Source organism: Mycobacterium sp. Root135 (assembly GCF_001426545.1).
Classification (GTDB): Bacteria; Actinomycetota; Actinomycetes; order Mycobacteriales; family Mycobacteriaceae; genus Mycobacterium.
This window is the reverse complement of record NZ_LMEZ01000001.1, coordinates 1,076,439-1,103,180: the sequence shown is the minus strand read 5'-3', so window position 1 is coordinate 1,103,180 and position 26,742 is coordinate 1,076,439. Positions and strand designations below refer to the sequence as shown.

General features: G+C 68.1%; 22 protein-coding genes. 16 read left to right on the top strand and 6 right to left on the bottom strand.

Annotation, left to right across the window (positions count from 1 at the left end; all coding sequences use genetic code 11):
• The first annotated feature begins 42 nt into the window (after positions 1-42).
• A complete protein-coding gene (locus ASD37_RS05385) occupies positions 43-3,393 on the top strand; it encodes a DEAD/DEAH box helicase (RefSeq protein WP_056548813.1) in 3,351 nt (1,116 codons plus the stop codon).
• Between the two features lie 83 nt (positions 3,394-3,476).
• Here ASD37_RS05385 and ASD37_RS05380 read toward each other — a convergent pair whose 3' ends face one another.
• Positions 3,477-5,045, bottom strand: a complete 1,569-nt coding sequence (locus ASD37_RS05380) for an amino acid permease (protein ID WP_056548811.1) — start codon at positions 5,043-5,045, stop codon at positions 3,477-3,479.
• 184 nt (positions 5,046-5,229) lie between these two features.
• Between ASD37_RS05380 and ASD37_RS05375 the strand changes: the two genes are divergently transcribed.
• The 7 genes from ASD37_RS05375 to ASD37_RS05345 all read left to right on the top strand — a co-directional run bounded on the left by ASD37_RS05375 (position 5,230) and on the right by ASD37_RS05345 (position 11,775).
• Positions 5,230-6,582, top strand: coding sequence for a glutamine synthetase family protein (locus tag ASD37_RS05375; RefSeq protein WP_056548810.1), 1,353 nt, complete (start codon positions 5,230-5,232; stop codon positions 6,580-6,582).
• Complete coding sequence (locus tag ASD37_RS05370; RefSeq protein WP_056548808.1) at positions 6,563-7,324, top strand: gamma-glutamyl-gamma-aminobutyrate hydrolase family protein; 762 nt, start codon at positions 6,563-6,565, stop codon at positions 7,322-7,324. Before ASD37_RS05375 ends, ASD37_RS05370 begins: the two co-directional genes overlap by 20 nt.
• Positions 7,321-8,685, top strand: a complete 1,365-nt coding sequence (locus tag ASD37_RS05365) for an aldehyde dehydrogenase (RefSeq protein ID WP_056548805.1) — start codon at positions 7,321-7,323, stop codon at positions 8,683-8,685. The genes ASD37_RS05370 and ASD37_RS05365 overlap by 4 nt, the downstream gene beginning before the upstream one ends.
• Entirely contained in the window at positions 8,686-9,459 is a 774-nt protein-coding gene (locus tag ASD37_RS05360; RefSeq protein WP_056548803.1) for a 3-oxoacyl-ACP reductase, read from the top strand.
• 5 nt (positions 9,460-9,464) lie between these two features.
• Positions 9,465-10,223 carry a FadR/GntR family transcriptional regulator gene (locus ASD37_RS05355; protein WP_056548802.1) on the top strand — a complete coding sequence of 253 codons (759 nt, stop codon included), beginning with the start codon at positions 9,465-9,467 and terminating at the stop codon, positions 10,221-10,223.
• Positions 10,224-10,255: 32 nt separating this feature from the next.
• Complete coding sequence (locus ASD37_RS05350) at positions 10,256-10,582, top strand: helix-turn-helix transcriptional regulator (protein ID WP_056548798.1); 327 nt, start codon at positions 10,256-10,258, stop codon at positions 10,580-10,582.
• Positions 10,583-10,665: 83 nt separating this feature from the next.
• Positions 10,666-11,775 (top strand): HoxN/HupN/NixA family nickel/cobalt transporter, encoded by a 1,110-nt coding sequence (locus ASD37_RS05345; protein ID WP_370072472.1) that lies wholly within the window; start codon positions 10,666-10,668, stop codon positions 11,773-11,775.
• Here ASD37_RS05345 and ASD37_RS05340 read toward each other — a convergent pair.
• The 4 genes from ASD37_RS05340 to ASD37_RS05325 all read right to left on the bottom strand — a co-directional run bounded on the left by ASD37_RS05340 (position 11,760) and on the right by ASD37_RS05325 (position 15,900).
• Positions 11,760-12,554: a phosphodiesterase gene (locus tag ASD37_RS05340; protein ID WP_056548795.1), complete on the bottom strand. Its 795-nt coding sequence runs from the start codon at positions 12,552-12,554 to the stop codon at positions 11,760-11,762. The two genes, ASD37_RS05345 and ASD37_RS05340, sit on opposite strands and share 16 nt — an antisense overlap.
• Before the next feature lie 74 nt (positions 12,555-12,628).
• A complete protein-coding gene (locus ASD37_RS05335) occupies positions 12,629-13,249 on the bottom strand; it encodes a superoxide dismutase (protein ID WP_056548793.1) in 621 nt (206 codons plus the stop codon).
• Between the two features lie 196 nt (positions 13,250-13,445).
• Positions 13,446-14,849, bottom strand: a complete 1,404-nt coding sequence (mtr, locus tag ASD37_RS05330) for a mycothione reductase (RefSeq protein ID WP_056548791.1) — start codon at positions 14,847-14,849, stop codon at positions 13,446-13,448.
• A 4-nt stretch (positions 14,850-14,853) separates the two neighbouring features.
• The gene (locus ASD37_RS05325; protein ID WP_056548789.1) at positions 14,854-15,900 is read right to left on the bottom strand and encodes an alpha/beta hydrolase; all 1,047 of its coding nucleotides are present in this window, start codon (positions 15,898-15,900) and stop codon (positions 14,854-14,856) included.
• A 147-nt stretch (positions 15,901-16,047) separates the two neighbouring features.
• On the opposite strand from ASD37_RS05325, the gene mqo reads away from it, so the two are divergent.
• The 7 genes from mqo to ASD37_RS05290 are packed head-to-tail and all read left to right on the top strand — an operon-like array spanning position 16,048 to position 24,849.
• The gene (gene mqo, locus ASD37_RS05320; RefSeq protein ID WP_056548787.1) at positions 16,048-17,553 is read left to right on the top strand and encodes a malate dehydrogenase (quinone); all 1,506 of its coding nucleotides are present in this window, start codon (positions 16,048-16,050) and stop codon (positions 17,551-17,553) included.
• 10 nt (positions 17,554-17,563) lie between these two features.
• Entirely contained in the window at positions 17,564-18,031 is a 468-nt protein-coding gene (locus ASD37_RS05315; RefSeq protein WP_056548785.1) for a GNAT family N-acetyltransferase, read from the top strand.
• 6 nt (positions 18,032-18,037) lie between these two features.
• A complete protein-coding gene (locus ASD37_RS05310; protein ID WP_056548782.1) occupies positions 18,038-19,981 on the top strand; it encodes a magnesium chelatase subunit D family protein in 1,944 nt (647 codons plus the stop codon).
• A gap of 22 nt (positions 19,982-20,003) precedes the next feature.
• Positions 20,004-20,618 carry a cob(I)yrinic acid a,c-diamide adenosyltransferase gene (cobO, locus tag ASD37_RS05305; RefSeq protein WP_056548780.1) on the top strand — a complete coding sequence of 205 codons (615 nt, stop codon included), beginning with the start codon at positions 20,004-20,006 and terminating at the stop codon, positions 20,616-20,618.
• Positions 20,615-21,994 carry a cobyrinate a,c-diamide synthase gene (locus ASD37_RS05300; RefSeq protein WP_056548778.1) on the top strand — a complete coding sequence of 460 codons (1,380 nt, stop codon included), beginning with the start codon at positions 20,615-20,617 and terminating at the stop codon, positions 21,992-21,994. The genes cobO and ASD37_RS05300 overlap by 4 nt, the downstream gene beginning before the upstream one ends.
• 35 nt (positions 21,995-22,029) lie before the next feature.
• The gene (gene cobA / locus ASD37_RS05295; protein ID WP_056548776.1) at positions 22,030-23,238 is read left to right on the top strand and encodes a uroporphyrinogen-III C-methyltransferase; all 1,209 of its coding nucleotides are present in this window, start codon (positions 22,030-22,032) and stop codon (positions 23,236-23,238) included.
• Between the two features lie 33 nt (positions 23,239-23,271).
• Entirely contained in the window at positions 23,272-24,849 is a 1,578-nt protein-coding gene (locus tag ASD37_RS05290) for an MFS transporter (RefSeq protein ID WP_056548774.1), read from the top strand.
• Here the strand turns inward: ASD37_RS05290 and ASD37_RS05285 are convergent.
• Positions 24,846-25,766 (bottom strand): LysR family transcriptional regulator, encoded by a 921-nt coding sequence (locus ASD37_RS05285; RefSeq protein WP_056548772.1) that lies wholly within the window; start codon positions 25,764-25,766, stop codon positions 24,846-24,848. The two genes, ASD37_RS05290 and ASD37_RS05285, sit on opposite strands and share 4 nt — an antisense overlap.
• A 129-nt stretch (positions 25,767-25,895) precedes the next feature.
• Here ASD37_RS05285 and ASD37_RS05280 point away from each other — a divergent pair, with 129 nt between their 5' ends.
• Positions 25,896-26,732: an SDR family oxidoreductase gene (locus tag ASD37_RS05280; RefSeq protein WP_056548769.1), complete on the top strand. Its 837-nt coding sequence runs from the start codon at positions 25,896-25,898 to the stop codon at positions 26,730-26,732.
• Positions 26,733-26,742 lie beyond the last annotated feature (10 nt).

Sequence of the window (26,742 nt, the reverse complement as noted above, 5' to 3'; positions counted from 1 at the left end):
GGTCGCCGACGCAGTGTCGGCGGTCGTCACTATCCTCTGTCCATGGTGCCGCCACTCGGCTTCGTCCTCAACATCGGTGAGTTGGTCGCCGAGTTCGGTTCGGCGACGGTCAGTCGTGGCACCCGGTACGCCGACCTCGGACGGGTCAGCGACGCCGACTGGAACGAGGACGGTCTCGAGCTCACCGGCCTCTGTTCGGGTTCGGACGGCCATCGGTATCAGGTGGCCGCCGGATTCCAGCGCTCTGGTGACGATCTTCGGCTGGTGTGGGCCGAGTGCTCGTGCCCGGTGGGGGTCTACTGCAAGCACGCTGTCGCGCTGCTGCTGACGGCGTCGTCCAACCATCAGTCGCCTCCGCCCGCCGTCGACCGTTGGCGCACCGTGCTGACCAAGATGCTCGACGAGTTGGCGCCGATGGGTACCGAGGATGCCGCGCCGATGGGCCTGGAGTTCTCCATCTCGCCACCGACTCGCTATCGCCCGCGTGCCGAGATCGCGCTGCGCCCCGTCACCGTCGGCAAGCGCGGCACCTGGATCAGGACCGGGGTCAACTGGCAACGGTTGTCCTACCACGCCGCCGCAGGCGAGTTCGACCGCGGACAGTACGACGCCTTGCGCGCCCTGGTCAGCGACGCCCAGCGGTCCGGCATCGTGCCGATCAACGACGTCATGACGATTTCCCGTGTGCCGTCCGGCTTTTGGTCTCGGCTGACCGACGCGATGGACGCCGGGGTTACCATCGTCGCCCACGCCGGGAGCGGGTTGACCGGGGTCGACCTCGTCAAGAGCGCTCAGCTGCGGCTCGACTTCGTCTCCGACGACGCGGGTGGCGCGACGATGACGGTCGCGATGGTCGTCGACGGTGAGCGCTGCCCGACCGACGACGTCGGTCTCATCGGATCGCCCGTGCCGCACGGGATGTACACGATCGTCGACGGCGTGCTCCGGCTTGGCCGGTTCGACCCGGTGCCCGGGCGCACGACGCTGGACCTCGTCCTCCGCAGGGAGGTGCTGCACATTCCCGCCGACATGGTGCCGGAGTTCTCGTTGGAGGTCCTTCCCCGGTTGGCCGACGTCACGCAGGTGGACGTGCAGGACGGCCTGTTCACCCCGCCGACGATCAGTGGGCCGACGGCGGTGCTGACGCTGAAGTCCACCTCGGGCGGCATGCGCGCGTACTGGACCACCCGCTACCTGGTGAACGACCGCCACCACGAGTTCGAGCCGGGGTCCGTCGCGCAGCGCACGGGCTACCGGAACGGCGACGCCGAAACCCTGATGTGGGACGCGGTGCTCCCCGCGTTGCGAGCCGTCGCGTCGGCCTCGCGGACCTGGAAGCAACAAGCCGCACACCACCTTCAGCAGCTGGCCAAGCGGACCCTCTTCGCTGCGCTGATCGACGAGATGACCGCGGTCGCGCGGTCCAACGATGCCGTCACTGCCGCCGCGGCCGCGTCGCCCGCCACCCTGCTTTCGGGGGTCGACCTCACCCTGACCGAGGCGGCGGTGCTCGTCGGCGAGGTGCTGCCCGCCCTGGACTGCCGGGACGACTTCGTCCTCGACGTGGACCTGAGCGTGCCCAACTTCCGTGCCGCCGAGAGCGCACCTCAGCTGCAGTTCGGCAGCGGTGACGACGAGCCGGTCCGCAACGACTGGTTCGACCTTGGCATCTCGCTGACGATCGACGGCCAGGAGGTGTCCATCGCCTCGGTCATCGCCGAATTGGCAATGGGCGCAACGCACATGCTTCTGCCCAACGGCGTCTACTTCCGGCTGGACACGCCGGAACTCCTGCGCCTGCGGGAACTGATCGACGAGGCCCGCGCGCTCGGCGAGATCGACGGCGACCGGGTGAACGCGGGCTCCCACAACGTCACCCTGTGGGAGGAACTGCTGGCCCTCGGCGTGGTCGACGAACAACTCGCCGGCTGGCAGGAGAGCCTGGCGATGCGGACCGCCGCGCGCCCGCCCGTGCCGGTCGAGGTGCCCGTCGGTCTCGACGCGACGCTGCGCGACTACCAGCTCGACGGCCTGAGCTGGTTGTCGTTCCTGTGGGACAACCAGCTGGGTGGGGTGTTGGCCGACGACATGGGGCTCGGCAAGACCGTGCAGACCCTCGCCCTGATCGCCCGCGTCGCCGAGCAGGGGCCGCGGAGATTCCTGGTCGTCGCGCCGACGAGCGTCGTCACCAACTGGGTTGCCGAGTGTGGCCGTTTCACACCGGGTTTGACGGCGGTGGCGGTGACCAGCACCGAGGCCCGATCGGGGACGTCGCTGGCCGAGCGAGCGGCGACCGCCGACATCGTGGTCACCTCCTATGCCATCCTGCGCATCGACTTCGAGGCGTACGCCGGAATCGACTGGGCGGGAGTGATTCTCGACGAGGCGCAGTTCGTGAAGAATCACAACAGCAAGACCCATCAGTGCGTGCGACGGTTGGACGCCCGTTTCAAGCTCGCCATCACCGGCACGCCGATGGAGAACAACTTGATGGAGCTGTGGTCGCTGTTGTCGATCACCGCCCCCGGCCTGTTTCCGTCGCCGGCGGTCTTCACCCAGCACTTCCGCAAGCCGATCGAATCGGGTACCGACCGGGAACGGCTCGCCGTTCTGCGCCGGCGCATCAAGCCGATGATGCTGCGGCGCACCAAGGGGCAGGTCGCAGGTGAGCTACCGCCGAAGCAGGAGCAGGTCCTCGCGCTCGACCTCGGCCCGAAGCATCGACGGATCTACGACACCCACATGGCCCGCGAGCGGCAGAAAGTGCTTGGGCTGCTTGGTGATTGGGAGAGGAACCGCTTCCAGATCCTGCGGTCGCTGACACTGCTGAGGCAGCTCAGCCTCCACGTCGGGTTGGTCGACGAGTCGAAGATGGACGTCGCGGCGGCCAAGGTCGACTTCCTGGTCGAGCAGCTGCCCGAGTTGGTGGCCGAAGGGCACAGCGCGCTGGTGTTCAGCCAGTTCACCGGCTTCCTCGCGATCCTGCGCAGCCATCTGGACGCCGTCGGGGTGCGGTACAGCTATCTAGACGGGTCGTCGAGTTCGCAACAGCGGGATCAGGCGATCAACGACTTCAGGGCGGGTGTCAACCAGGTGTTCCTGATCAGCCTGAAGGCGGGCGGTTTTGGGCTCAACCTCACCGAGGCCGACTACTGCTTCATCTGCGATCCGTGGTGGAATCCTGCCGCCGAGGCTCAGGCCGTCGACCGGACGCACCGCATCGGCCAGACGCGTCCGGTCACCGTCTACCGGCTCGTCTCGGAGGGCACCATCGAAGAGAAGGTCGTCGCGCTGCAGAACCGAAAGCGCGAACTGTTCGCCGCCGTCGTCGACGAGGGCGACGTCTTCGGGACGGCCCTCACCGACGCCGACGTTCGAGAACTGTTCGGCTAGTTCGTCATCCGGTCACAGCACCGGGCCCCTCGGCGGTGACGCACGAGGGGCCCGGGGGTCTGTCGCCGAAGCGGATGAGCGGTCTAGGTGAGGTCGAGTTCCTCGGCGACGGTGGTCACCTGCTTGATGGGTCCGGTGAACCACTTCTTCACCGACACGTGCCAGTAGATGAACAGCAGGATCAGCACGCCGCCGACGAGCAGTGGGGTGTAGTTGACGAACTTCCACTCGAAGCTCGGGTCCCACGGCATGCCGCCCAACGAGGTCGGGAACATGGCGATGATCGAGGTGACGATGATCTCGACGAGCGCGACCGGCGCCATCCACTTGTGGTGACCGCGCAGATTCCACTTGCCGACGGGGAACGAATCCCCGGCCTTCCAGCGGTAGTAGATCGGCACCGCGAAGCACAGGTAAAGACCTACGACGCCGATGGAGACGACGGCGAAGAAGGCGACCGGCACGGGTGCGCCGTTGATGTCGACCTGGACCAGCGCCGGCAGCGTGATGATCGCCGCGATGACGGCGGTGACGATCACGCCGTTGGCCGGGATCTTGTTCTTGCTGACCTTGGACCACAGCTGGTGACCTGGCACGGCGCGGTCGCGGCTGAACGCGAAGAGCATCCGTGAACTGCTGGTCTGGCAGGCGGTGGTGCAGAACAGCTGACCGGCCGTCGAGATGAGCAGCACGACACCCACCCACGGCGAGTCCATCGCCTGGCTGAAGATCACCGCGACCGCGCCGCCGCCCGCCGACACCGCGTCGGAGTCGTTCACGGCGAAGAGGAAGGTGAGCAGCAGGATCCAGCCGCCGATGGCCGAGTAGAAGATGGAGCGCCAAATGCCCTTGGCCGCACCGTCGGCCGCGCTCTTGGTCTCCTCGGAAAGGTGCGCCGACGCGTCGTAGCCGGTGATCGTGTACTGGGTGAGGATTGCCGAAATCGGCAGCACGAAGAGCAGCCACCCCACACCGGAGGTGGCGCCGCCGAACATGCCGGTGTTGTTGATGGTCTTGGCGAAGACGTCCGACAGGCTGGCGTGCTGTTCGGGCACCACGATCAGGATGGCGATGACGATGGTCGCGCCCGCCACGTGCCACCAGACCGAGATGTTGTTGATGACCGCGAGCAGGTGCGAGGAGAAGATGTTGACGGTCGCGGAGAGCGCCAGGATGACGAGGAAGATGACGAAGACCCTCGTCAGGCTGTAGCCGGCCAGCCACGTCTCGCTGAACGTGCCGAGGGTGAGGTCGAGGAACGTCGCCGCGCCGTAGGCCACCGATGCGAGGATGGCGATCAGCCCGATGAGATTCAGCCAGCCCGTGTAGAAGCCGGCCTTGGCGCCGCCCAGCTTGCTCGCCCACCAGTAGATGCCGCCGGAGGTGGGGTACGCCGATACCAGTTCGGACATGCAGAGTCCGATGATGAGGATGAACAGCGAGACAATCGGCCAGCCCCAGGCGATGGCGGCGGGGCCGCCGTTGTTCCAGCCGAGGCCGAACGAGGTGAAGCAGCCCGCCAGGATCGAGATGATCGAGAACGAGATGGCGAAGTTGCTGAAGCTTGACCAGTTGCGGTTGAGCTCTTGGGTGTAGCCGAGTGATGCGAGGTGCTTTTCGTCGTCAGACAGTTCTTCGTGACCCTCTGGCACGGTATTTCTCCTTCTCGGGGCAGCGCCCAAGAGGGCGCTCACTGGTAGGGAGAATAGAGCCGCAATGGTCTGGTGTCCTACCTTTGGCGGTGACGGTCGTGTAAATCTATGACCGAAACGCGCGGTGATCCGCTTCCAATGGTTGACTCACACCCATGTTCGTCGGTTTTGAGAGGCAGGGCAGATGACGTTGGAGCTCTCCGAGTTGAAGAAGATGGTCGCCGAGCACGAGGTCGACACCGTCATCGTCGCGTTCACCGACATGCAGGGGCGGTTGACCGGCAAACGGATCTCCGCGCGCCTGTTCGTCGACGACGTGATCGCTCACGGCGCCGAGTGTTGCAACTACCTGCTCGCGGTCGACGTCGACATGAACACCGTCGACGGATACAAGATGTCGAGCTGGGAAGCCGGCTACGGCGACATGGTGATGACGCCGGACTTCTCCACGTTGCGCCGAATCCCGTGGCTGCCCGCCACCGCGCTGGTGATGGCCGACCTCGGCTGGCACGACGGCTCGCCGGTGGGTCCGGCGCCGCGCGGAATCCTGCGTACGCAGCTCGACCGGCTGGCGCAGCGGGGAATGACCGCCGTCGCAGCCACCGAACTCGAGTTCATCGTGTTCGACGACTCCTACCGCGAGGCCTGGGCCAAGGGCTACACCAAGCTGACGGCCGCCACGGACTACAACATCGACTACAACATGCTGGCGTCCACGCGGATGGAGCCGTTGCTGCGCGACATCCGCAACGGCATGGAGGGCGCGGGCCTCTACTGCGAGGGCGTCAAGGGCGAGTGCAACCTTGGTCAGCAGGAGATCGGCTTCCGCTACGACGACGCGCTGGTCACCTGCGACAACCACACGATCTACAAGAACGGCGCCAAGGAAATCGCCGACCAGCACGGCAAGAGCCTGACCTTCATGGCGAAGTTCGACGAGCGGGAGGGCAACAGCTGCCACATCCACCTGTCGTTCCGCGGTGAGGACGGGTCGGCCGTGTTCGCCGACGACGACGATCCGCTCGGCATGTCGCCGATGTTCCGCAGCTTCGTCGCCGGTCAGCTCGCCACGCTGCGTGAACTGACGCTGTTCTACGCACCGAACGTCAACTCCTACAAGCGATTCGTCGACGGCAGCTTCGCCCCGACCGCCGTCGCGTGGGGCATGGACAACCGCACCTGCGCCCTGCGGGTGGTCGGCCATGGCCACGGAATGCGGATGGAGTGCCGCGCGCCGGGCGGTGACGTCAACCAGTACCTCGCCGTCTCGGCGCTGATCGCCGGCGGCTTGCACGGCATCGACCAGCAGCTCGAGTTGCCCGAGGCGTGTGCAGGCAACGCGTATACGAGTGGCGCCGAACGACTTCCGACCACGCTTGCCGAGGCGGCCGAGCTGTTCGAGTCCTCCACGGTGGCACGCGAGGCATTCGGCGACGACGTCGTCGAGCACTACCTGAACAACGCCCGCGTCGAGCTGAAGGCGTTCAACTCGGCGGTGACCGACTGGGAGAGGCGCCGTGGCTTCGAACGGCTCTAGACCTGCAGTCGGTCTGACCACCTATCTGCAGCAGGCCCAGACGGGGGTTTGGGACGTGCGGGCCAGCTTCCTGCCCGCCGTCTACGTCGAGGGCGTCACGTCCGCGGGTGGCATCGCGATGCTGCTTCCGCCGCAGCCGGTCGACGACGACGTCGTCGACCGCGTGCTGGACGGTCTCGACGGCTTGGTGGTCACCGGTGGCCGCGACGTCGACCCCGCCCGATACGGCCAAGAAGCGCACGAGCGCACCGACGAGCCGGCGCTGGACCGCGACGCGTGGGAATTCGCCCTGGTGCGAGGCGCTTTGGCGCGCAACCTGCCCCTGCTGGGCATCTGCCGCGGCGCGCAGGTCCTCAACGTGGCACTCGGCGGCACCCTGCATCAACACCTGCCCGACGTGGTCGGGCACTACCAGCACCAGCTGGGCAACGCCGTGTTCAGCACCTCGAAGATTCAGACCGTGCCGGGGACCCGGCTCGCCGCGCTGATCGGCACGACCACCGACGCCCAGTGCTACCACCACCAGGCCATCGCCGAGCTCGGCACGGGGCTGATGGCGAGTGCCTGGGATCCGGACGGCGTCATCGAGGCCGTCGAAAAGCACGGCGACGCCTTCGTCGTGGCCGTTCAGTGGCACCCGGAGGAGCGGCTCGACGACCTGCGTTTGTTCGCCGGCGTCGTCGAGGCCGCCGCGGAATACGCATCGAAGAAGCATTCAACGTTGGAGAGGAATAGCGCGTGAGCACGTCCACACTGATCAACCCGGCGACGGAGGAGGTGCTGCGCACCGTCGAGCTGCTCGACGTACCCGCCGTCGACGACGCGGTGGCGCGCGCCAAGTCCGCCCAGAAGACGTGGGCCAAGCTGGCGCCTGCCGAGCGGGCCGCCGCGCTGCGCTCGTTCGCCGCGGTGGTCGACGCCCACGTCGACGAGTTGGCCGCGCTGGAAGTCGCCAACTCCGGGCACGTGATCGGCAACGCCGAGTGGGAGGCCGGTCACGTCCGCGACGTGCTGCAGTTCTACTCGGCCAGCCCGGAACGCATGTCCGGCAAGCAGATTCCCGTCGCCGGTGGTCTCGACGTCACGTTCAACGAGCCCCTCGGGGTCGTCGCGGTCATCGCCCCGTGGAACTTCCCGATGACCATCGCGTCGTGGGGCTTCGTGCCTGCCCTCGCCGCGGGCAACGCCGTCCTGGTCAAGCCGGCCGAGATCACCCCGCTGACCACGATGCGGCTGGCGGAGCTTGGCCTCGAGGCGGGCCTTCCCGACGGGCTCTTCCAGGTGCTGCCCGGCAAGGGCTCGGTCGTGGGGGAGCGGTTCATCAGCCACCCCGACGTCCGCAAGATCGTCTTCACCGGTTCCACCGAGGTGGGCGTGAAGGTGATGGCGGGTGCGGCCCAGCAGGTCAAGCGGGTGACGCTGGAGCTCGGCGGCAAGAGCGCCAACATCGTCTTCGACGACTGCGATCTGGAGAAGGCCGCCGCCACCGCGCCGTACGGCGTGTTCGACAACGCCGGCCAGGACTGCTGTGCACGTAGCCGAATCCTGGTGCAGCGCAACGTCTACGACCGGTTCATGGAGCTCCTCGAGCCCGCGGTCAAGGGAGTCGTGGTCGGTGACCCGACGTCACGGGACAGTGAGATGGGACCGCTGGTGTCGCGGCCACACTTCGACACCGTGTCGTCCTACGTCCCCGACGGCGCACCGGTGGCTTTCCGCGGCTCGGCTCCCGAGGGGCCCGGATATTGGTTCCCGCCAACGGTTCTCACCCCGCAGCGCTCCGACCGCACCGTGACCGAGGAGATCTTCGGACCCGTCGTCACCGTGCTGCCGTTCGACGACGAGGCCGACGCGATCGAACTCGCCAACGACAGCCCCTACGGCCTGTCCGGCTCCATCTGGACCGACAACCTGTCGCGGGCGATGCGGGTGTCGCGTGCGGTGGAATCCGGCAACCTGTCGGTGAACTCGCACTCGTCGGTCCGCTACAACACACCGTTCGGCGGCTTCAAGCAGTCGGGACTCGGGCGCGAGCTCGGACCGGACGCGCCGCTGCACTTCACCGAAACCAAGAACGTCTTCTTTGCGATTGGAGAGCTGTAGATGGATCTGACCCAGCGGCTGGCGGGCAAGGTCGCCGTCATCACCGGCGGCGCCAGCGGTATCGGTCTCGCGACCGCCAAGCGGATGCGGGCCGAGGGCGCGACGATCGTGATCGGCGACATCGACCCCACTTCCGGCAAGAGCGTCGCAGCAGACCTCAACGGCACCTTCGTCCAGGTCGACGTGTCCGACCAGGCGGCCGTCGACAACCTGTTCGACACTGCCGCCGAGACCCACGGCTCGGTCGACATCGCGTTCAACAACGCGGGCATCAGCCCACCGGAGGACGACCTGATCGAGGTCACCGGCATCGACGCGTGGGACCGCGTGCAGGACATCAACCTCAAGTCGGTGTTCTTCTGCTGCAAGGCCGCGCTGCGACACATGGTCCCGGCGCAGAAGGGTTCGATCGTCAACACGGCGTCGTTCGTCGCGGTCAACGGATCGGCGACGTCGCAGATCTCCTACACCGCGTCCAAGGGCGGCGTGCTCGCGATGTCTCGGGAGCTCGGCATCCAGTACGCACGGCAGGGCATTCGGGTCAACGCGCTGTGCCCAGGCCCGGTGAACACCCCACTGCTGCAAGAACTCTTCGCGAAGGACCCGGAGCGCGCCGCGCGCCGCCTGATCCACGTGCCGATGGGACGGTTCGCCGAGCCCGACGAACTGGCTGCTGCCGTCACGTTCCTGGCCAGTGACGACGCGTCGTTCATCACCGGGTCGACGTTCCTCGTCGACGGCGGCATCACCGGCCATTACGTCACGCCGCTGTAGATGACATGACAGCCCACCCCACACCGGATCCGCAGCCAGCCAGCGAGTGCCCCGCCGCGGAGGCGGCATCGACGTCACTGCTGCGTCCGGTTCGGCTGGGCAACGCCTTCGAGGACACCGTGGGGCGCTTGCTCGAAACCATCCGACTCGGCTTGTTGGAGCCGGGTGAGTCGCTGCCGCCGGAACGGGAACTCGCCGCCCGGCTCGGGGTGAGTCGCGACACCGTGCGCGACGCCATCAGGTCGTTGTCCGACGCCGGATACCTGGTGTCGCGCCGCGGTCGATACGGCGGCACGTTCCTGGCCGACGACCTGCCGGCCCCCAGCGCGGACGGGGTGCGGTTCAGTCGCGCGGACATCGACGACACCTTGCGGCTGCGCGAGGTGCTGGAGGTGGGGGCGGCCCGGATGGCGGCGGGCCGGACGTTGGCCGCCACCGAACGCGAAACCCTCTGGGCCCGGCTGGCGGACGTTCGGGGCGCCGCGCTGGAGGACTACCGGCGGCTGGATTCCCGGTTGCATCTCGCGATCGCCGAGGCGGCAGGGGCGCCGTCGCTGGTGCCTCTGGTCGCCGACAACCGGATGCGGCTCAACGAACTGCTGGACCACATCCCGTTGCTCGCGCGCAACATCGTCCACTCCGACGAGCAGCACGAGGCGATCGTGATGGCGATCCTGGCCGGGGACGTCGACGGCGCCGCCGAGACCATGGCGGCGCACGTGTGGGGATCGGCGGCGCTGCTGCACGGGTTCCTGGACAGCTAGTAGTCGGCCAGCCGGTCGACTAAGTTGCAGGCATGGAAGCTGGCGGCGAGGCGATCGTGCGACGTGCGTCGTCGGCGCTGTCCGACGTCGACATCAGCGGCTGGACCCTGCGATTCGACCTGCTGTCCGATCCCAACCGGCTGGAGATCCTGCTCAGCCTGCACCGGGCCCCGGGTATTTGCGTGAGCGACCTGGCCGCCGTGGTGGGCCGTTCGGAGAATTCCGTGTCCCAGGCACTGCGGGTGCTCCGCCAGCAGGGGTGGGTGAGCAGCACCCGGGTCGGGCGGTCGGTGGCATACCGGCTCGACGACGAGATCGTCCACGATCTGTTGCACTGGATAGGCGCCGCGCACGGTTGACCTGCCCATCCGGGTAGTCCGTCGACCTGAACATCTGTACAGCTAGACAGGCGTGCGGACGCCCCCATAGGCTCGACCGCGTGATCCTCGGTACGTCGTCGGAGTCCCCGCCCAGCCCGACCGTGGTGGGCAGGTTGTATCGGTCGGACTGGTTGTCCATCGCAGGCATGAGTGCCGTCGTCGTCTTCCTCCACGTGTTCGGTTGGGGGGTGTTGGTCTTCGGCGTCGCCCCGCAGCACATCACCTTGGGCTCCACCGGCGTGTTCGGTGTGGGCCTGGGCCTGACCGCCTATCTGCTCGGGGTGCGGCACGCCTTCGACGCCGACCACATCGCGGTCATCGACAACACCACCCGCAAGCTGGTGGGCGAAGGCAAGCGGTCGCTGTCCACCGGTTTCTGGTTCTCCCTTGGGCACTCGAGTGTGGTGTTCGGGCTGGCGTTCCTGTTGGCCCTCGGCGTCAAGGCGCTCATCGGGCCGGTCCAGGACGAGAATTCCTCGATGCTGCAGACCCTCGGCCTGATCGGCTCCCTGGTGGCAGGCACGTTCCTCATCCTGATCGGACTGACCAACCTGTTCGCCGTCGTCGGCATCGCAAAGGTGTTCCGCGAGATGCGGACCGGTGAGTTCGACGAGGCCGAGCTGGAACGTCAACTCAACAGTCGCGGCTTCCTCGCCCGGCTGCTCGGGCGCGTGATGCGACGGGTCAGCAAGCCGTGGCACCTGTACCCGGTGGGCTTGCTGATGGGGCTCGGCTTCGACACCGCCACGCAGGTGGCCCTGCTGGTGCTCGCCGCGGGCACGGCGGCCTTCACGCTGCCCTGGTACGCGATCCTGGTGCTGCCCGTACTGTTCGCGGCCGGCATGAGCCTGTTCGACGCCGCCGACGGAGTGTTCATGGCGAAGGCCTACGGGTGGGCGTTCCTCAAGCCGATCCGCAAGGTGTACTACAACCTGACCATCACGCTGCTGTCGGTGTTCGTCGCCCTGGTGATCGGCGGCATCGTGCTCATCGGCCTGCTGGTCGACCGGCTCGGCATCGAGTCGGGGCCGTTGGCGTTCATCGGCTCGGCGGACCTGGAGTTCGTCGGCTTCACCATCGTGGGCTTGTTCGTGCTGGTGTGGGTGATCGCTCTCGCGGTGTGGCGCTTCGGGCGCATCGAAGAACGCTGGGAGTCTCAGGCGAACGGATAGGGGCCCGCGAAGTCCCCGAGCTGCCTGGCGTGGCTCGTCATCCCGTCCTGCTCGTCCCAGAGGTGCAGCAGGTACCCACGTGGTCCGTCGTGGCTGGAGGGTTGCGCCGACGCCGCGAGTTGAAGGTCGATCTGCGTCGTGGTGCTCGGGCACGTGACGATCACCGTTCGCGCCCAGCGTCTGACCATGGACCGGTGGACGTGTCCGCACACCACGATCTCGACGTTCGGTGCGCGTTCGACGACGGCACGAAGCTCGGCGCCCTCGAAGTACCGGTACTCGTCCAGGTACGGGATGCCGCTGACGAACGGGTGGTGGTGAAGCATGATCAGCGTCGGCTTCTCGGTGTCCTGCGCGAGCGTCGCGCCCAACCACTCCAGGCCGGCGTCGTCGAGGTGTCCGTGATGAAGGCCCGGCACCGTGGAATCCAAACCGATGATGCGCACCGGATGGTCGTCGACGCAGTAGTGCAGCGGTCCACGACGAGGTAGGTAGTCGTGGTCGGCGAACGCCGCCCGGAAGTTCTCGCGATCATCGTGGTTGCCGGGGATGACGAGGAACGGAATGGGAAGCGCCAGAAGGACTTCCCGGACGTTCTCGTACTCGGCCGGCTCGCCGTGGTCGACCAGATCTCCGGTGATCAGCACCAGATCCGGGCGGCGGTCCAGGGTCAGCACGTGTTCGACCGCCGCCGCGAGGCCGGCGTTGGAGTCCACCACCCCGTGATAGAGCTCGCCCTTGGGCCGGACATGGGGATCCGACAGTTGCGCAATCAGCACGCTGCCGCCTCGACGCCGTTCATGGGAACCACCTTCACACGACGGCGGCCGGGCGGCAGCGCAACTGCCGTGCGCTAGAAGATCAGGCCCCGAGCCTTGGTGGTGGCTCCTGCGAACCGGTCCTGGACGTCGGCCCAGTTGACGACGTTCCAGAAGGCCTTGACGTAGTCGGCCTTCACGTTCTTGTACTGCAGGTAGTAGGCGTGCTCCCACATGTCGACCTGCAGCAGGGGGATGATGCCCAGCGGCACGTTGGCTTGCTGGTCGTAGAGCTGGAAGGTGAGCAGTCGCTGGCCAAGGGTGTCGAAGCCGAGCACCGCCCAGCCCGAACCCTGCAACCCGTTGGCGGCTGCGGTGAACTGGGCCCGGAACTTGTCGAAGGAGCCGAACTGGTCGTCGATCGCGGCGGCCAGTTCGCCGGTGGGCTTGTCACCGCCGTTGGGGGACAGGTTCTTCCACCAGATGGAGTGGTTGACGTGGCCGCCGAGGTGGAACGCCAGGTTCTTCTCGTTTCCGAAGATTGCGGCGTGGTCGTCGTTGGCGCGCGCCTCTTCGAGCTTGGCGACGGCGTCGTTGACACCCTTGACGTAGGTTGCGTGGTGCTTACCGTGGTGAATCTCGTTGATCTCGCCGGAGATGTGAGGTTCGAGCGCTCCGTAGTCGTAACCAAGATCGGGTAGGGCGTACTCGGCCATGCAATTCCCTTCTCGCAATGCGTGTTCCGTGCACCACGAAGCCTAGGGGCGAAAAGCCTCATCTGTCCAACTGTTCATGTGTTCACGTGATAGCCTGAAAATGCGAGGTCGGGCCGTGAGTTGGCGTTGTGGAAGCATCTGAACCGACTCAACACCGAGCGGGAGTTGGCGTCACGGCCCGACCCGCGCCAACGGTCTAGCCCTGCACCAGCCCGAGGAGAGCGTTCTCGATGACCTCCGGCAGCGCCGGATGGATCCAATACTGGTTCTCGGCAACCTCTTTGGCGGTCTGCCCAAAGGTCATCGCCTGAATCACCGGCTGGATGATCGACGACGCCTGGTGCCCCATGACGTGGGCGCCGAGGATCTTGCCGGTCGCCCGGTCGCCGACCAGCTTGACGATCCCGTGCTCGTCCTCCATCGCCCAGCCGTAGGCAGTGTCGCCAAACTTCTGCACCTTGGTCACCACGTCGTAGCCCTCGGCCCTGGCTTCGTCCTCGGTCATGCCCACCATCGCGATCTGGGGATCGGTGAACACCGCCGACGGCACGAAGCGGTGATCGGAGGCGCGCATCGACTCGGTGTCGTCCCAGTCGAGCAGCAGATTGTGCCGCACGACCCGCATCTCGTGGTTGGCGACGTGCTTGAGCTGATACGCCGACGAGACGTCGCCGAGCGCGAAGACGCCACGCGCGGAAGTCCTTTGGTACTGGTCGACGACCACCATGCCCGAGTCGTCGACCTCGACGCCTGCCAGCTCCGCGTCGAGCTGATCTCCGTTCGGCACCCGCCCTGTGGCGACCAACAGCATGTCGGCCTCGATGGTCTTGCCGTCGTCGAGCTCGAGTACGCAGCCGCCAACGCGCTGCTGCACGCCGACCACGTTCTCGTGGGTGCGCAGATCCCACTTCGCCGTGGCGAGGTCGGTGAACGGATGGCAGATCGACTCGTCGCAGTGGGTCAACAGACCGTCACCGCGGACCACGATCGTGACGCGCACGCCCAAGGCGGAGAAGACGTGCGCGAACTCCGCAGCCACGAAACCGCCGCCCACGATCACCAAGTGCTCGGGAAGCTCGGCAATCCGCATCACGTCGTCACTGGTGTGGTACTTGACGCCGCACTCGGCGATGGCAGGCGGAACGTGCACCCGCGAGCCCGCGGCGATGACCACCTTGTCGGCGGTGAACTCGTCGCCGTCGTCGGTGCGCAACGTGTACCGGCCGTCGGCCTGCGTGGGCCCGAACCTGGTGTGGCTGGCGTACACCCGCACGTTGGGCAGGCCGCGCTTGTATCGTTCCCCGCCCGCCGCGATCGGGTCGATGCGGCGATCGAAGACGCGGTCGACGATGTCGGACCACCGGACCTTGTCGATCGTCGAGTCGATGCCGTATCGGGCACTGTGCCGGATGGTCTCGGCGACCTCGGCGGCGTAGACGAACATCTTGGTGGGAATGCACCCGACGTTGAGGCAAGTGCCACCGAAGGTGCCCTGCTCGCAGATCGCCACCCGCATGTCGCCGTAGCTGGGGTCGACGCCGGGGTCGGGGATGCTGTTGCCAGAACCCGTGCCGATGATTGCCAGATCGAAGTGTTCCACGTGCCTAGTCCCGTCCGAGATTCGTTGTCGTGCTCCGAGAATCGGAGCCCAGGTAGTCGTCGAGCCAACGCGCCAGCTCTTGGTACGCGGCCGCGCGCGGCTCGGCCAGCGACAGGAAGACGTCGTGTTTGGCGTCGGTGATCGGCGCGACGGTCTGACGGTTCCCGACACAGCCCGCCCAGCGCGCGATCTGTGCAACGTCGAGGACGGCATCCCCGCGCTGGATCGCCTCCGGATGGGGGGCTTCGGCGACGGAATGGTCCGACCGCAGCAGCAGATTGGGCACTCCGACGTCGAGGCCGCGGTGCAGCTTGGCCTGACCACGCCGGATCGCGTTGATCCAGCCGAACGTGACGGGGAACCCGCCGAGCGGCTTCAGGTCGAGGTCGTAGTCGAATTCGCCTGCGTAGTCGCGATGCAGCGTGGTGCCGTAGCCGCCGGGGGTCGGCTTGCGGATCACCTGCCGCTTGCGGAGCCGGGCCAGCGCGATCAGCGCCGCCGACGTCGGAGCGGTGCGCAGGATCGCCGGCCCGTGCAGGTCGAAGAACGGGCTGTTGAGCACCAGCCCGCCGATGTGCGCCGCCTGCCCGCGCTGCCGGAGCCGGTCCAGCCACAGGGTGGCGATCAGCCCGCCGGCCGAGTGCCCGTAGACGCAGACCCGAGGCGGTTCGGCGGGGGAGTCGACGGTGTCGCGAGCGATCAGCTCCAGCGCGCGATCCAGTTCACCGTCGTAGCGGGCCAGGTCGGTGGTGAAGTGCGGCGTCTGCCCCTCCCGGCGCGAACGGCCGCACTTGTGCAGATCCAACGCGTAGAACCGGAAACCGCGATCTCCGAAGTGGTCGGCCAGTTCGGTGTTGAAGAAGTAGTCGGTGTACCCGTGCAGAGCCAACACCGCATGCGGGCCGCCGCCGGCCTCGCCGCGCCGGACCAGGGTCGCGAACAACTGACCCTCGCCGTCCGGATCGGGGCCGAGCGACAGGGTTTGCTGCCAGTACCCGGGAAGTACGTCGGGCTCCCACACGGGCTCCTCGCCGGGTTCCCTCGGTGTCACGACGTCAACTCTAGGCGGCGGTCGACCTGCCACGGCGGGGCGGCAGGGGTGTCGGCCGACGGAATGCGCCCGACGTGCAGGGGATAACCTGAAGAAATTGAAAGCCGTGACGAGCGGAGTTCGCGACCACGAAGGGTCCAGGATCACGTGTCTGAGGTAGCCAAGACCGACGTCGTGCTGGTGGGGGCGGGCATCATGAGTGCCACGCTCGCCACTCTGCTCAAGCTCATGGAGCCCGAGTGGTCCATCACGCTCGTGGAGCGGCTCGACGGTGCCGCCGCCGAGAGCAGCGATCCGTGGAACAACGCCGGTACGGGGCACTCCGCGTTGTGTGAGTTGAACTACACCCCGCAGCGCGCCGACGGCACGGTCGAGATCGCCAAGGCCGTCACCGTCAACGAGCAATTCCAGGTGTCGCGCCAGTTCTGGGCCCACGCGGTGGAGAACGGCGTCATCCCGGACGTCCGCAGCTTCCTCAACCCCATCCCGCACGTCAGCTTCGTGCACGGCGCCAAGCATCTCGAGTACCTCAAGCGCCGCCGCGAGACGCTGGTGGCCAACCCGCTGTTCGCGACGATGGAGTACATCGACTCCCGCGACGAGTTCGCGCGTCGCCTGCCCCTGATGGCCGCCAAGCGGGACTTCTCCGAGCCCGTCGCGCTGAACTGGACCCAGGACGGCACCGACGTCAACTTCGGTTCCCTGACGCGGCAGCTCATCGGCTACGCCGTCGAAGGCGGCATGACTACCCTGTTCGGCCACGAGGTGCGTGACCTCGCCAAGGAATCCGACGGCAGCTGGACGCTCAAGGTCACCAACCGGCGCACCCACCAAAAGCGCAAGATCAACGCCAAGTTCGTGTTCGTCGGCGCCGGTGGCGGCGCCCTCCCGCTGCTGCAGAAGTCGGGTATCGAGGAGGCCAAGGGCTTCGGCGGCTTCCCGGTCGGCGGCCAGTGGCTGCGTACCGGGAACCACGAGTTAGCCGCCCAGCACCAGGCCAAGGTCTACGGAGCCCCGCCGCTGGGCGCTCCGCCGATGTCCGTGCCGCACTTGGACACCCGCATCATCAACGGCCGGTCGTACCTGTTGTTCGGCCCGTTCGCCGGGTGGTCGCCCAAGTTCCTCAAGCAGGGCAAGGTCACCGATCTGCCCTTCTCGGTCAAGCCCAACAACCTCGGCTCGATGCTCGGCGTCGGCCTCACCGAGATGAGCCTGGTCAAGTACCTGGTGGGTCAGCTGGCGCTCAGCGAAGCCGACCGCGTCGACGCGCTTCGTGAATTCGCGCCCGGTGCAATCGATTCCGATTGGGAGCTCGACATCGCGGGACAGCGCGTCCAGGTGATCCGGAAGAAGGGCGCCGGTGGCGTGCTGGAGTTCGGTACCACGGTGCTCTCGGCGGCCGACGGCAGCATCGCCGGGCTGCTCGGTGCGTCGCCTGGCGCGTCGACGGCCGTTCCGGCGATGTTCGACGTCCTGGAACGCTGCTTCCCCGACCGGTTCCCGTCGTGGCAGCCCAAGATCAAGGAAATGGTGCCGTCGTTCGGCACCCAGTTGTCCGGCGAGCCCAAGCTCTTTGGCGAAGTCTGGGACTGGGGCACCAAGGTGCTCAAGCTCGACCACAAGGCCACGGACGTGCCCGCGGTTCCCGTATGACGGTGGCGCCGTGACCATCTCGCCGCGCCGTAGCTGGGCGAAGGACCTGGACGCCGCGACGCTCTACGAACTGCTGAAGCTTCGGGTCGAGGTGTTCGTCGTCGAGCAGGCCACGCCGTATCCCGAGCTGGACGGACGCGACCTGCTTGCCGAGACGCGACACTTCTGGCTCGAGGGTGCCGACGGCAAGGTGGTCTCCACCCTGCGGTTGATGGAGGAACATCCCGGCGGGGAGAAGGTCTTTCGGATCGGTCGGGTGTGTACCAGGCGAAGCGATCGAGGCCACGGCCACACCAGCCGGCTCATGCAGGCCGCACTCGCCGAGGTCGGCGACGACCCCTGCCGCATCGACGCCCAGACCTACCTCGTGGACATGTACGCCAAGCACGGCTTCGTCCCCGACGGCGACGAGTACCTCGACGACGGGATTCCGCACCTCCCCATGTTGCGGCGCAGCGGTCTTCATGGGGCAAGCTGAGAGGCGATGACGACTTCACTTCCGACGCCATATCCCTTCTCCGCACTCGTCGGCCAGGACCAGCTAAGGCTGGCGCTCATTCTGTGCGCGGTGCGGCCCGAGATCGGCGGCGTGCTGATCCGCGGGGAGAAGGGGACGGCCAAGTCGACTGCGGTGCGGGCGTTGGCATCCGTGCTCGCCGACGTCGACGAGGGAGCTCGTCTCGTCGAGCTGCCGATCGGCGCCACGGAGGACAGGGTCGTCGGATCGCTGGACCTTCAGCGCGTGCTCCGCGACGGCGAGCACGCGTTCTCGCCCGGCCTGCTGGCGCGGGCGCACGGCGGCGTGCTGTACGTCGACGAGGTCAACCTGTTGCACGACCATCTGGTCGACGTGCTGCTCGACGCCGCGGCGATGGGCCGGGTGCACGTCGAGCGTGACGGCGTCTCGCACAGCCACGAGGCGAAGTTCATGCTCGTCGGCACCATGAACCCAGAAGAGGGTGAGCTGCGGCCTCAGCTGCTGGACCGATTTGGCCTGACCGTCGACGTCCGCGCGTCCCGCGACGTGGACACCAGGGTCGAGGTGATCCGTCGTCGCATGGACTTCGAAGCCGATCCCGACGGTTTCGCCGCCCGATACGCTGACGGCGACGTCGACCTGGCCCGTCGCATCGCCCTTGCCCGGGCGATGGTGTCCTCGATCGTGTTGCCGGACAACGAGTTACGTCGCATCGCAGCGCTGTGCGCGTCGTTCGACGTGGACGGGATGCGCGCTGACCTGGTGGTGGCGCGGACTGCGGTGGCGCATGCCGCGTGGCGTGGGGCCTGGGCGAGCGAAGCGACGGGGGAAATCGTGTCGCGCGTCGAGGAGCAGGACGTCCGCGTCGCCGCCGAACTCGCGCTGCCGCACCGCCGCCGCCGCGACCCGTTCGACGACCCGGGGCTGGATCAAGACCGGCTCGACGAGGCGATGAGCCAGGCCGGCGAGGCCGCCGACGAGCCCGCGCCGGACCCCCAGTCCGGAGCGGACCACGAGCCCGAGCCCGAGCCCGACCCGCCGGGTGGCGGCGGGGGAGAGGCGCCGGAGTCCTCCGAAGCCGAGGCGTCGAGTGGCTCTGCGAAGCAGCGCAATTCGCCGTCCTCCACGCCCCGACCCAACGACGCGCCCGCGGCCACGTTCCGGGCGAAGGCACTGGTGGTGCCCGGAGTCGGCGAGGGTGCTCCCGGCCGTCGATCCCGCGCCCGCAACCGCACCGGCACACCGATCGCCGCGACCGACGATCCACAGGCCGGTCACGGGCTGCACGTCTTCGGCACCCTGCTGGCCGCCGCCGAACGTCAAACCCGACCGGGCCGGCCACGGCTTGGCCCCGCCGATCTGCGCCGTTCGATCCGCGAGGGCAGGGAAGGCAACCTGGTGATCTTCCTCGTCGACGCGTCGGGGTCGATGGCGGCGCGGGACCGGCTTTCGGCCGTCGGCGGCGCGACCATGTCGCTGCTTCGCGACGCCTATCAGCGCCGCGACAAGGTCGCCGTCATCACCTTCCGCGGCGCCGAGGCGCAGGTGTTGCTTCCGCCGACCACGTCGGTCCACATCGCGGGCAGGCGTTTGGCCCGCTTCGACACCGGCGGCAAGACGCCACTGGCCCAGGGGTTGCTCGCGGCCAAGGACGTGGTGGTCAGGGAGAAGGCGCGCGACCGCGCGCGCCGCAGTCTGGTGGTGGTCCTGACCGACGGCAGGGCGACCGGCGGACCCGACCCGCTCGGACGAGCCCGCACCGCGGCGGCGATGCTGCTGGCGGAGGGCGCGGCGGCCGTGGTGGTCGACTGCGAAACCTCCTATGTCCGTTTGGATTTGGCCCAAGTGCTGGCCGCCCAGCTTGAAGCGCCCACGGTTCGGCTTGCCGAGCTGCGCGCGGACGGTCTGACCCGGTTGGTCCGATCGCATTCCGGCGATCGCGCCGCCTGATTCGTCACGGAGGAGATGTTCCATGCCACAGGGTCAACCAGTCGCCGTCCCGGCCGACGGTCTGACGACGAGGGTTCGTCGCAACGCCCCGTTGTTGGCCGTCCACACCGGCCCCGGCAAGGGCAAGTCCACCGCGGCGTTCGGGATGGCGCTGCGCGCGTGGAACCAGGGCTTCGACATCGGCGTCTTCCAGTTCGTCAAGAGCGCGAAGTGGAAGGTGGGCGAGGAGTCCGCATTTCGTGAACTCGGCCGCCTGCACGAGGAGCACGGCGCCGGCGGCCCGGTGGAGTGGCACAAGATGGGCTCGGGATGGTCGTGGTCCAGGAAGCCCGGGTCGGAGGTGGACCACGCCACCGCGGCGGCCGACGGCTGGGCCGAGATTGCGCGCCGCTTGGCCGACGAGCGCCACGACTTCTACGTGCTCGACGAGTTCACCTACCCACTGAAGTGGGGGTGGGTCGACACCGATGAAGTGGTCGAGGTCCTCGTCAACCGGCCCGGCAGGCAACACGTCGTCATCACCGGCCGCGACGCCCCGCAGCGACTGCTGGACGCCGCCGACCTGGTGACCGAGATGACGAAGGTCAAGCACCCCATGGACGCCGGGCGCAAGGGTCAGCGCGGTATCGAGTGGTGAGCACACCGGCCGTCGTCATCGCCGCACCGTCCTCGGGCAGCGGCAAGACCACCGTGGCAACCGGGCTGATGGGCGCGTTCCGCAGGGCAGGCCGCACCGTCGCACCGTTCAAGGTCGGTCCCGACTTCATCGACCCCGGCTACCACGCACTCGCCTCCGGTCGGCCGGGGCGCAACCTCGATCCCGTCCTGGTCGGCGAGGACCTGATCGGCCCGCTCTTCCGCCACGGCAGCGACGACGCCGACCTCGCGGTGGTGGAGGGCGTGATGGGGCTGTTCGACGGCCGCATCGACCCCAACGCCACCGGGCTCGCCCGCGGGTCGACCGCCCAGGTCGCCGGTCTGCTCGGCGCGCCGGTGATCCTGCTGGTCGACGCGCGCGGGCAGAGTCACAGCATCGGTGCGGTGGTACACGGGTTCTCGACGTTCGACAGCTCGGTCCACCTCGCCGGCGTCATCCTCAACCGGGTCGGCTCGCCCCGGCACGAGGCGGTTCTGCGACAGGGCTGCGAGCAGGCCGGGGTTCCGGTGTTCGGGGCCATCCCGCGGGCCGACGCATTGGCCGTGCCGTCACGGCATCTCGGCCTGGTGACCGCCACCGAACACGGCAGGCACGCCGTCGCCGCCGTCGAGGCGATGACCACCCTGGTGGCCAAGCACGTCGACCTCGCCGCGGTGGCCGCCGTTGCCCGGTCCCACGTCGCCGCCGAGCCGTGGACGCCGACGATCGCCGAACCCTGCGCCGGTCGCGTCACCGTGGCGCTGGCCGCGGGGCGCGCGTTCACCTTCGGCTACCCCGAGCACGCCGAGTTGCTCGCCGCCGCAGGCGCGGACGTCGTCGCGTTCGACCCCTTGACCGATCCGCTGCCGCACGACACCGACGCGCTGGTGATCCCCGGCGGCTTCCCCGAACAGTTCACCGCGGAGCTCTCCGACAACGAGGTGGTCCGGCGGCAGATCAGGGACCTCGCGAGCCGCGGTGCGCCGATCCACGCGGAATGCGCAGGCCTGACCTACCTGGTCGACGACCTCGACGGGCACCCGATGTGTGGCGTGGTGCCCGGCAGCGCCCGGTTCACCGAGCGACTAACCCTGGGCTACCGCGACGCGGTCGCACTAGGGGACTCGTCCGTGCATCTGGCCGGCGCCCGGGTGGTCGGACACGAATTCCACCGCACCGCCGTCACGTTCGCCGGACAATACGAACCCGCCTGGGGTTTCCGCGACGGCACGGGCGCCTCGGTCACAGACGGCGCAGTCACCGGCGGGGTCCACGCCGCCTACCTCCACGCACATGCGGCGGCGCACCCGCTGGCGGCCACCCGGTTCGTCGCTGCGGCGGAGTCGCGTATCAGCGGAAGTGGCCGCAACCTCTAAGCTCGCCGGGTGGTGCGCACGCGAGGAGCGAGGAATTGACTGAGAACGCCTACCTCGTCGGCCTGCGCCTGAACGGCAAGCGGGTCGTCGTCGTCGGTGGCGGAAGCGTCGCGCAACGGCGGATCCCGCTGCTGCTGGCCAACGGCGCCGACGTGCACGTCATCGCCCGTGCGGCGACGCCCGCGGTCGAGGCGTTCGACGGAATCACCCTCGTGCTGCGCGACTTCCAACCCGGTGACCTCGAGGGTGCCTGGTACGCACTCGCCGCGACCGACGACCCCGCGGTGAACGCGGCGATCGTCGCCGAGGCCGAACGGCTCCGCATCTTCTGCGTCCGGGCCGACGTCGCCCGCGACGGCACCGCGGTGACGCCGGCGTCGTTCGAATACGACGGCCTGAGCGTCGGTGTCCTGGCCAGCGGCGAACACCGCCGCTCCGCGGCCATCCGGTCCGCCATCCACGAGGCCTTGCAGACGGGTGTGATCGCGTCCTCCGCCGAGGTCGGCTCGCCCGGCACGCAATACGCCGGCGTCGCCCTCGTCGGCGGTGGACCCGGCGACCCCGAACTCATCACGGTGCGCGGGCGCAGGATGCTCGCCCAGGCCGACGTCGTGGTCGCCGACCGCCTGGCACCCCAGGAACTGATCGCCGAATTGGCGCCGCACGTCGAGGTCATCGACGCCGCGAAGATTCCCTACGGCCGCTACATGGCCCAGGACGCGATCAACGCCGTCCTGATCGACCGCGCCAAGGCGGGCAAGTTCGTCGTGCGGCTCAAGGGCGGCGATCCGTACGTCTTCGCGCGCGGTCACGAGGAGCTGCTGGCCTGTGTCGAGGCCGGCATTCCGGTCACCGTGGTGCCCGGTGTGACAAGTGCCATAGCGGTCCCTGCGGCGGCGGGCGTTCCCGTCACCCACCGCGGGGTCACCCACGAGTTCGTGGTGGTCAGCGGCCACCTTGCGCCGGGGCACCCCGAATCGTTAGTGAATTGGGATGCGCTGGCCGCGCTGTCCGGCACAATCGTGCTGCTGATGGCCGTCGAGCGGATCGAACTCTTCGCGAAGGTTCTGCTGGAAGGCGGCCGACCAGCGGAGACGCCGGTTCTGGTGGTTCAGCACGGCACCACGGCCGCCCAGCGAACCCTGCGCACCACGCTGGCCGACGCGCCGGAACACATCCGCGCGGACGGTATTCGACCTCCCGCAATCATCGTGATCGGGGCTGTCGCGGGCTTCGCCACTTAAAGGGTTCTTAAGATTACTGTAAGGTAACCCGATATGACGGCTCCCAACGACGCAGCCCGCGCCGCCGCCGAGCGTGATGCGGGAGATGCCGAACGAGCTCTGCCCATACCGATCACGCCGACGCAGATCGTCAAGAGCAGCTGGTATCCCGAATGGCTCCCGTCGCGCCGTTTCATCGCCGCGGTCATCGCCATCGGTGGCATGCAGCTGCTGGCCACGATGGACAGCACCGTCGCGATCGTCGCGCTCCCCAAGATCCAGGACGAGCTGAACCTGTCCGACGCCGGGCGTAGCTGGGTCATCACCGCCTACGTGCTGACCTTCGGTGGCTTGATGCTGCTCGGCGGGCGACTCGGCGACACCATCGGCCGCAAACGCACCTTCATCGTCGGTGTCGCGCTGTTCACCATCGCCTCCATCCTCTGCGGCGTGGCGTGGGACGAGACCACCCTGGTCATCGCCAGACTCGCCCAAGGCGTCGGCGCAGCCATCGCGTCGCCCACCGGCCTTGCCCTGATCGCGACCACGTTCCCGAAGGGCCCGGCCCGCAACACCGCAACGGCGGTGTTCGCCGCCATGACCGGCGTCGGCTCGGTGATGGGGCTCGTCGTCGGCGGCGCGCTGACCGAATTCTCCTGGCGCTGGGCATTCCTGGTGAACGTCCCGGTCGGTCTGCTGATGATCTACCTGGCCCGCCGAACCTTGAGCGAAACGCACCGCGAACGGATGAAGCTCGACGCCACGGGCGCCATCCTGGCGACGCTGGCGTGCACCGCGGCGGTGTTCGGTTTCTCGATGGGCCCGGAGAAGGGGTGGTCCGCGCCGCTGACGCTGGGTTCGTGTCTGGCGGCGTTCGTCCTGTTCGGCGCCTTCCTCTTCGTCGAGCGCACCGCGGTCAACCCCGTCGTCCCATTCAGTCTCTTCCGCGACCGCAACCGGGTCGCCACGTTCGCCGCGGTATTCCTCGGCGGCGGCATCATGTTCACGCTGACCGTGCTGATCGGCCTGTACGTGCAGGACATCATGGGCTACAGCGCCCTTCGCGCCGGCATCGGCTTCATCCCGTTCGTCATCGCACTCGGCATCGGCCTTGGCCTGTCGTCCTACCTGGTGTCGATCCTGCCGCCGCGCGTCCTGGTGATCATCGGTGGCGTCTTCGTCCTCGCGGCCATGCTCTACGGGTCAACGCTCAACGGCGACATCCCGTACTTCCCGAACCTCGTCATCCCGATCACGGTCGGCGGCTTCGGCATCGGCATGATCGTCGTGCCGCTCACGGTGTCGGCCATCGCCGGCGTCGCGATCGACGAGATCGGTCCGGTCTCGGCCATCGCGCTGATGCTGCAAAGCCTCGGCGGCCCCGTGGTGCTGGCCGTCATCCAGGCGGTCATCACGTCGCGGACGCTGTACCTCGGTGGCACCACCGGACCCGTCAAGAACATGAACGACGCCCAGATGCACGCCCTCGACCAGGGCTATACCTACGGTCTGCTGTGGGTCGCCGCCGTGGCCATCATCGTCGGCGTCGTGGCGCTCTTCATCGGCTACACCGCGCAGCAGGTCGCCCAGGCTCAGGAAGTCAAGGAAGCGATCGACGCCGGCGAGATCTAGGCCGACCGCGCCGGTTCGGGGCGGATGCCGTCACCGGCGACGACCAACGCCGCCACCGCAGCACGCGCGGCGTCACCCGGTTCGGGCCTCGTGACCGCGAGGGTGACGCGGCCCAGCCAGCTCGGGTCCTCGACGCGGACGGTCGTCACGCCTTCGGGCACCGACGGAGCGGCCAGCTCGGGTAGCAGGCAGATGCCGAGCCCGGCGGCCACCATCCCCAGCCGGGCCTGCCAGCCCTTGGTCCGCAGCGCGACCACCGGATCGGTCAGCGTCGGCCAGGCCCCGAACTGCGGGTCACCGGCGTGCCCGTCGCCGACCACCCAGGGTGCGCCCTCCAGCGCGCGGACCGGCACCGTCGCCGCCGAGCCGAGCCGATGCCCAACGGGAACCGCGACGCAGAGGTCACCCGCGAACACCTGGCGGACTGCCAACCCGGTGAGGTCGTAGTCCTCGAGGCCCGTTCCCGACCCGATGACGGCGACCGTCACCCGTCCGGCGCGCACCTCGCGAAGCAGTGCCGGGGTCGACGCCTCGGTCAGTCGCACCTCCAGGCCGGGGTGTTCGCCTGCCAGTCGGGCGATGGCGCGCGGCGCGAGAACCGCGGCGGCCGCCGGGAACACGCCCAATCGCACGCGACCCGCGAGCCGGTCGCCCAGCCCGTCGAGATCGCGCCGCAGCGCGTCGACGTCGGCCAGGATGCGGCCGGCGCGGGCGACGACCGCCGCCCCGGCGGCACTGGGACTGACGCCGCGCGCGTTTCGCACGAACAACGGCACGCCGGCGGCGGCCTCCATCGCGGCGACCTGGCGCGAGATGGCGGGCTGCGAATAGCCCAGTGACCGGGCGGCCGCGGTGAACGACCCGAGCGTCGCCACCTCACGGACCACGCGCAGCCGCGCCAGGGTCATGTCGTCCATGGCGTCAGCCTAGCCATGCGTGAGCCGTATGGCAGCCATCGGAAACCGTCATGCACGTTATGGATTGCCGACGGCGCTTCGATGGTTGACACGACCGACAGCGCAACGCGACAAAGAGGAGAAAGACACATGCCCAAGACCTGGTTCATCGTCGGAGCATCACGCGGCATGGGACGCGAACTGGCCGAACAACTGCTGGCCCGTGGGGATCACGTCGCCGCGACGGTCCGCGACACCGACCACGTCGCCGACCTCGCCGACCGCTACGGCGACGCGTTCTGGGTGCGGGCGCTCGACGTGACCGACCCCGCCGCCGTCCGCGCCGTCACCGACGAGGTATTCGCGTCCCACGCCCGGGTCGACGTCGTGGTCGCCAACGCGGGCTACGGAGTGTTCGGCGTCGCCGAAGACCTCACCGACGCGCAGATCGACTCGATGATCGCCACCAACCTCACCGGATCGATCCACCTCGCCAAGGCGGCCGTACCGCACCTGCGCTCCCAGGGCGGCGGCCTGTTGATGCAGATGTCGAGCATGGGCGCGATCATCGCCTTTCCCGCCTTCTCGCTCTATCACGTCACCAAGTGGGGCATCGAGGGCTTCTACGAGGCGCTGGCCCAGGAGGTGGAGCCGTTCGGCATCCGGACCACGCTGGTCGAGCCGGGCGTCGTCCGCACCGGCTTCTTCGACGCCGCGACGCGGATACCGGTAAGCGCGCCGTACCGAGGTGGCCCGGCGGATACGCCGGCGCCGACGATCGACGACATGGTCGACAGCCAGGAGAAGACGGTGGCGGCCATGATCCGGGCGGGCGACTCGGCCGATCCGCCGCGCCGGCTGGTGCTGGGATCCGACGCCTGGCAGTTGGTGACCGACGCGTTGCGCGGCCGCCTCGACGAACTGACCGCACAGCGCGCCAACGCGGCCACCGCCGACATCGGTTTCACGATCGGCCCCTCTGGGTAGGGTGTCGGCA

Excerpts from the sequence above, each read along its gene's own strand:
- ASD37_RS05385 (WP_056548813.1), top strand. The coding sequence starts at position 43 with ATGGTGCCGCCACTCGGCTTCGTCCTCAACATCGGTGAGTTGGTCGCC.
- ASD37_RS05375 (WP_056548810.1), top strand. The coding sequence starts at position 5,230 with ATGACGTTGGAGCTCTCCGAGTTGAAGAAGATGGTCGCCGAGCACGAG.
- ASD37_RS05360 (WP_056548803.1), top strand. The coding sequence starts at position 8,686 with ATGGATCTGACCCAGCGGCTGGCGGGCAAGGTCGCCGTCATCACCGGC.
- ASD37_RS05355 (WP_056548802.1), top strand. The coding sequence starts at position 9,465 with ATGACAGCCCACCCCACACCGGATCCGCAGCCAGCCAGCGAGTGCCCC.
- ASD37_RS05350 (WP_056548798.1), top strand. The coding sequence starts at position 10,256 with ATGGAAGCTGGCGGCGAGGCGATCGTGCGACGTGCGTCGTCGGCGCTG.
- ASD37_RS05335 (WP_056548793.1), bottom strand. The coding sequence starts at position 13,249 with ATGGCCGAGTACGCCCTACCCGATCTTGGTTACGACTACGGAGCGCTC.
- ASD37_RS05310 (WP_056548782.1), top strand. The coding sequence starts at position 18,038 with ATGACGACTTCACTTCCGACGCCATATCCCTTCTCCGCACTCGTCGGC.
- cobO (WP_056548780.1), top strand. The coding sequence starts at position 20,004 with ATGCCACAGGGTCAACCAGTCGCCGTCCCGGCCGACGGTCTGACGACG.
- ASD37_RS05290 (WP_056548774.1), top strand. The coding sequence starts at position 23,272 with ATGACGGCTCCCAACGACGCAGCCCGCGCCGCCGCCGAGCGTGATGCG.
- ASD37_RS05285 (WP_056548772.1), bottom strand. The coding sequence starts at position 25,766 with ATGGACGACATGACCCTGGCGCGGCTGCGCGTGGTCCGTGAGGTGGCG.
- ASD37_RS05280 (WP_056548769.1), top strand. The coding sequence starts at position 25,896 with ATGCCCAAGACCTGGTTCATCGTCGGAGCATCACGCGGCATGGGACGC.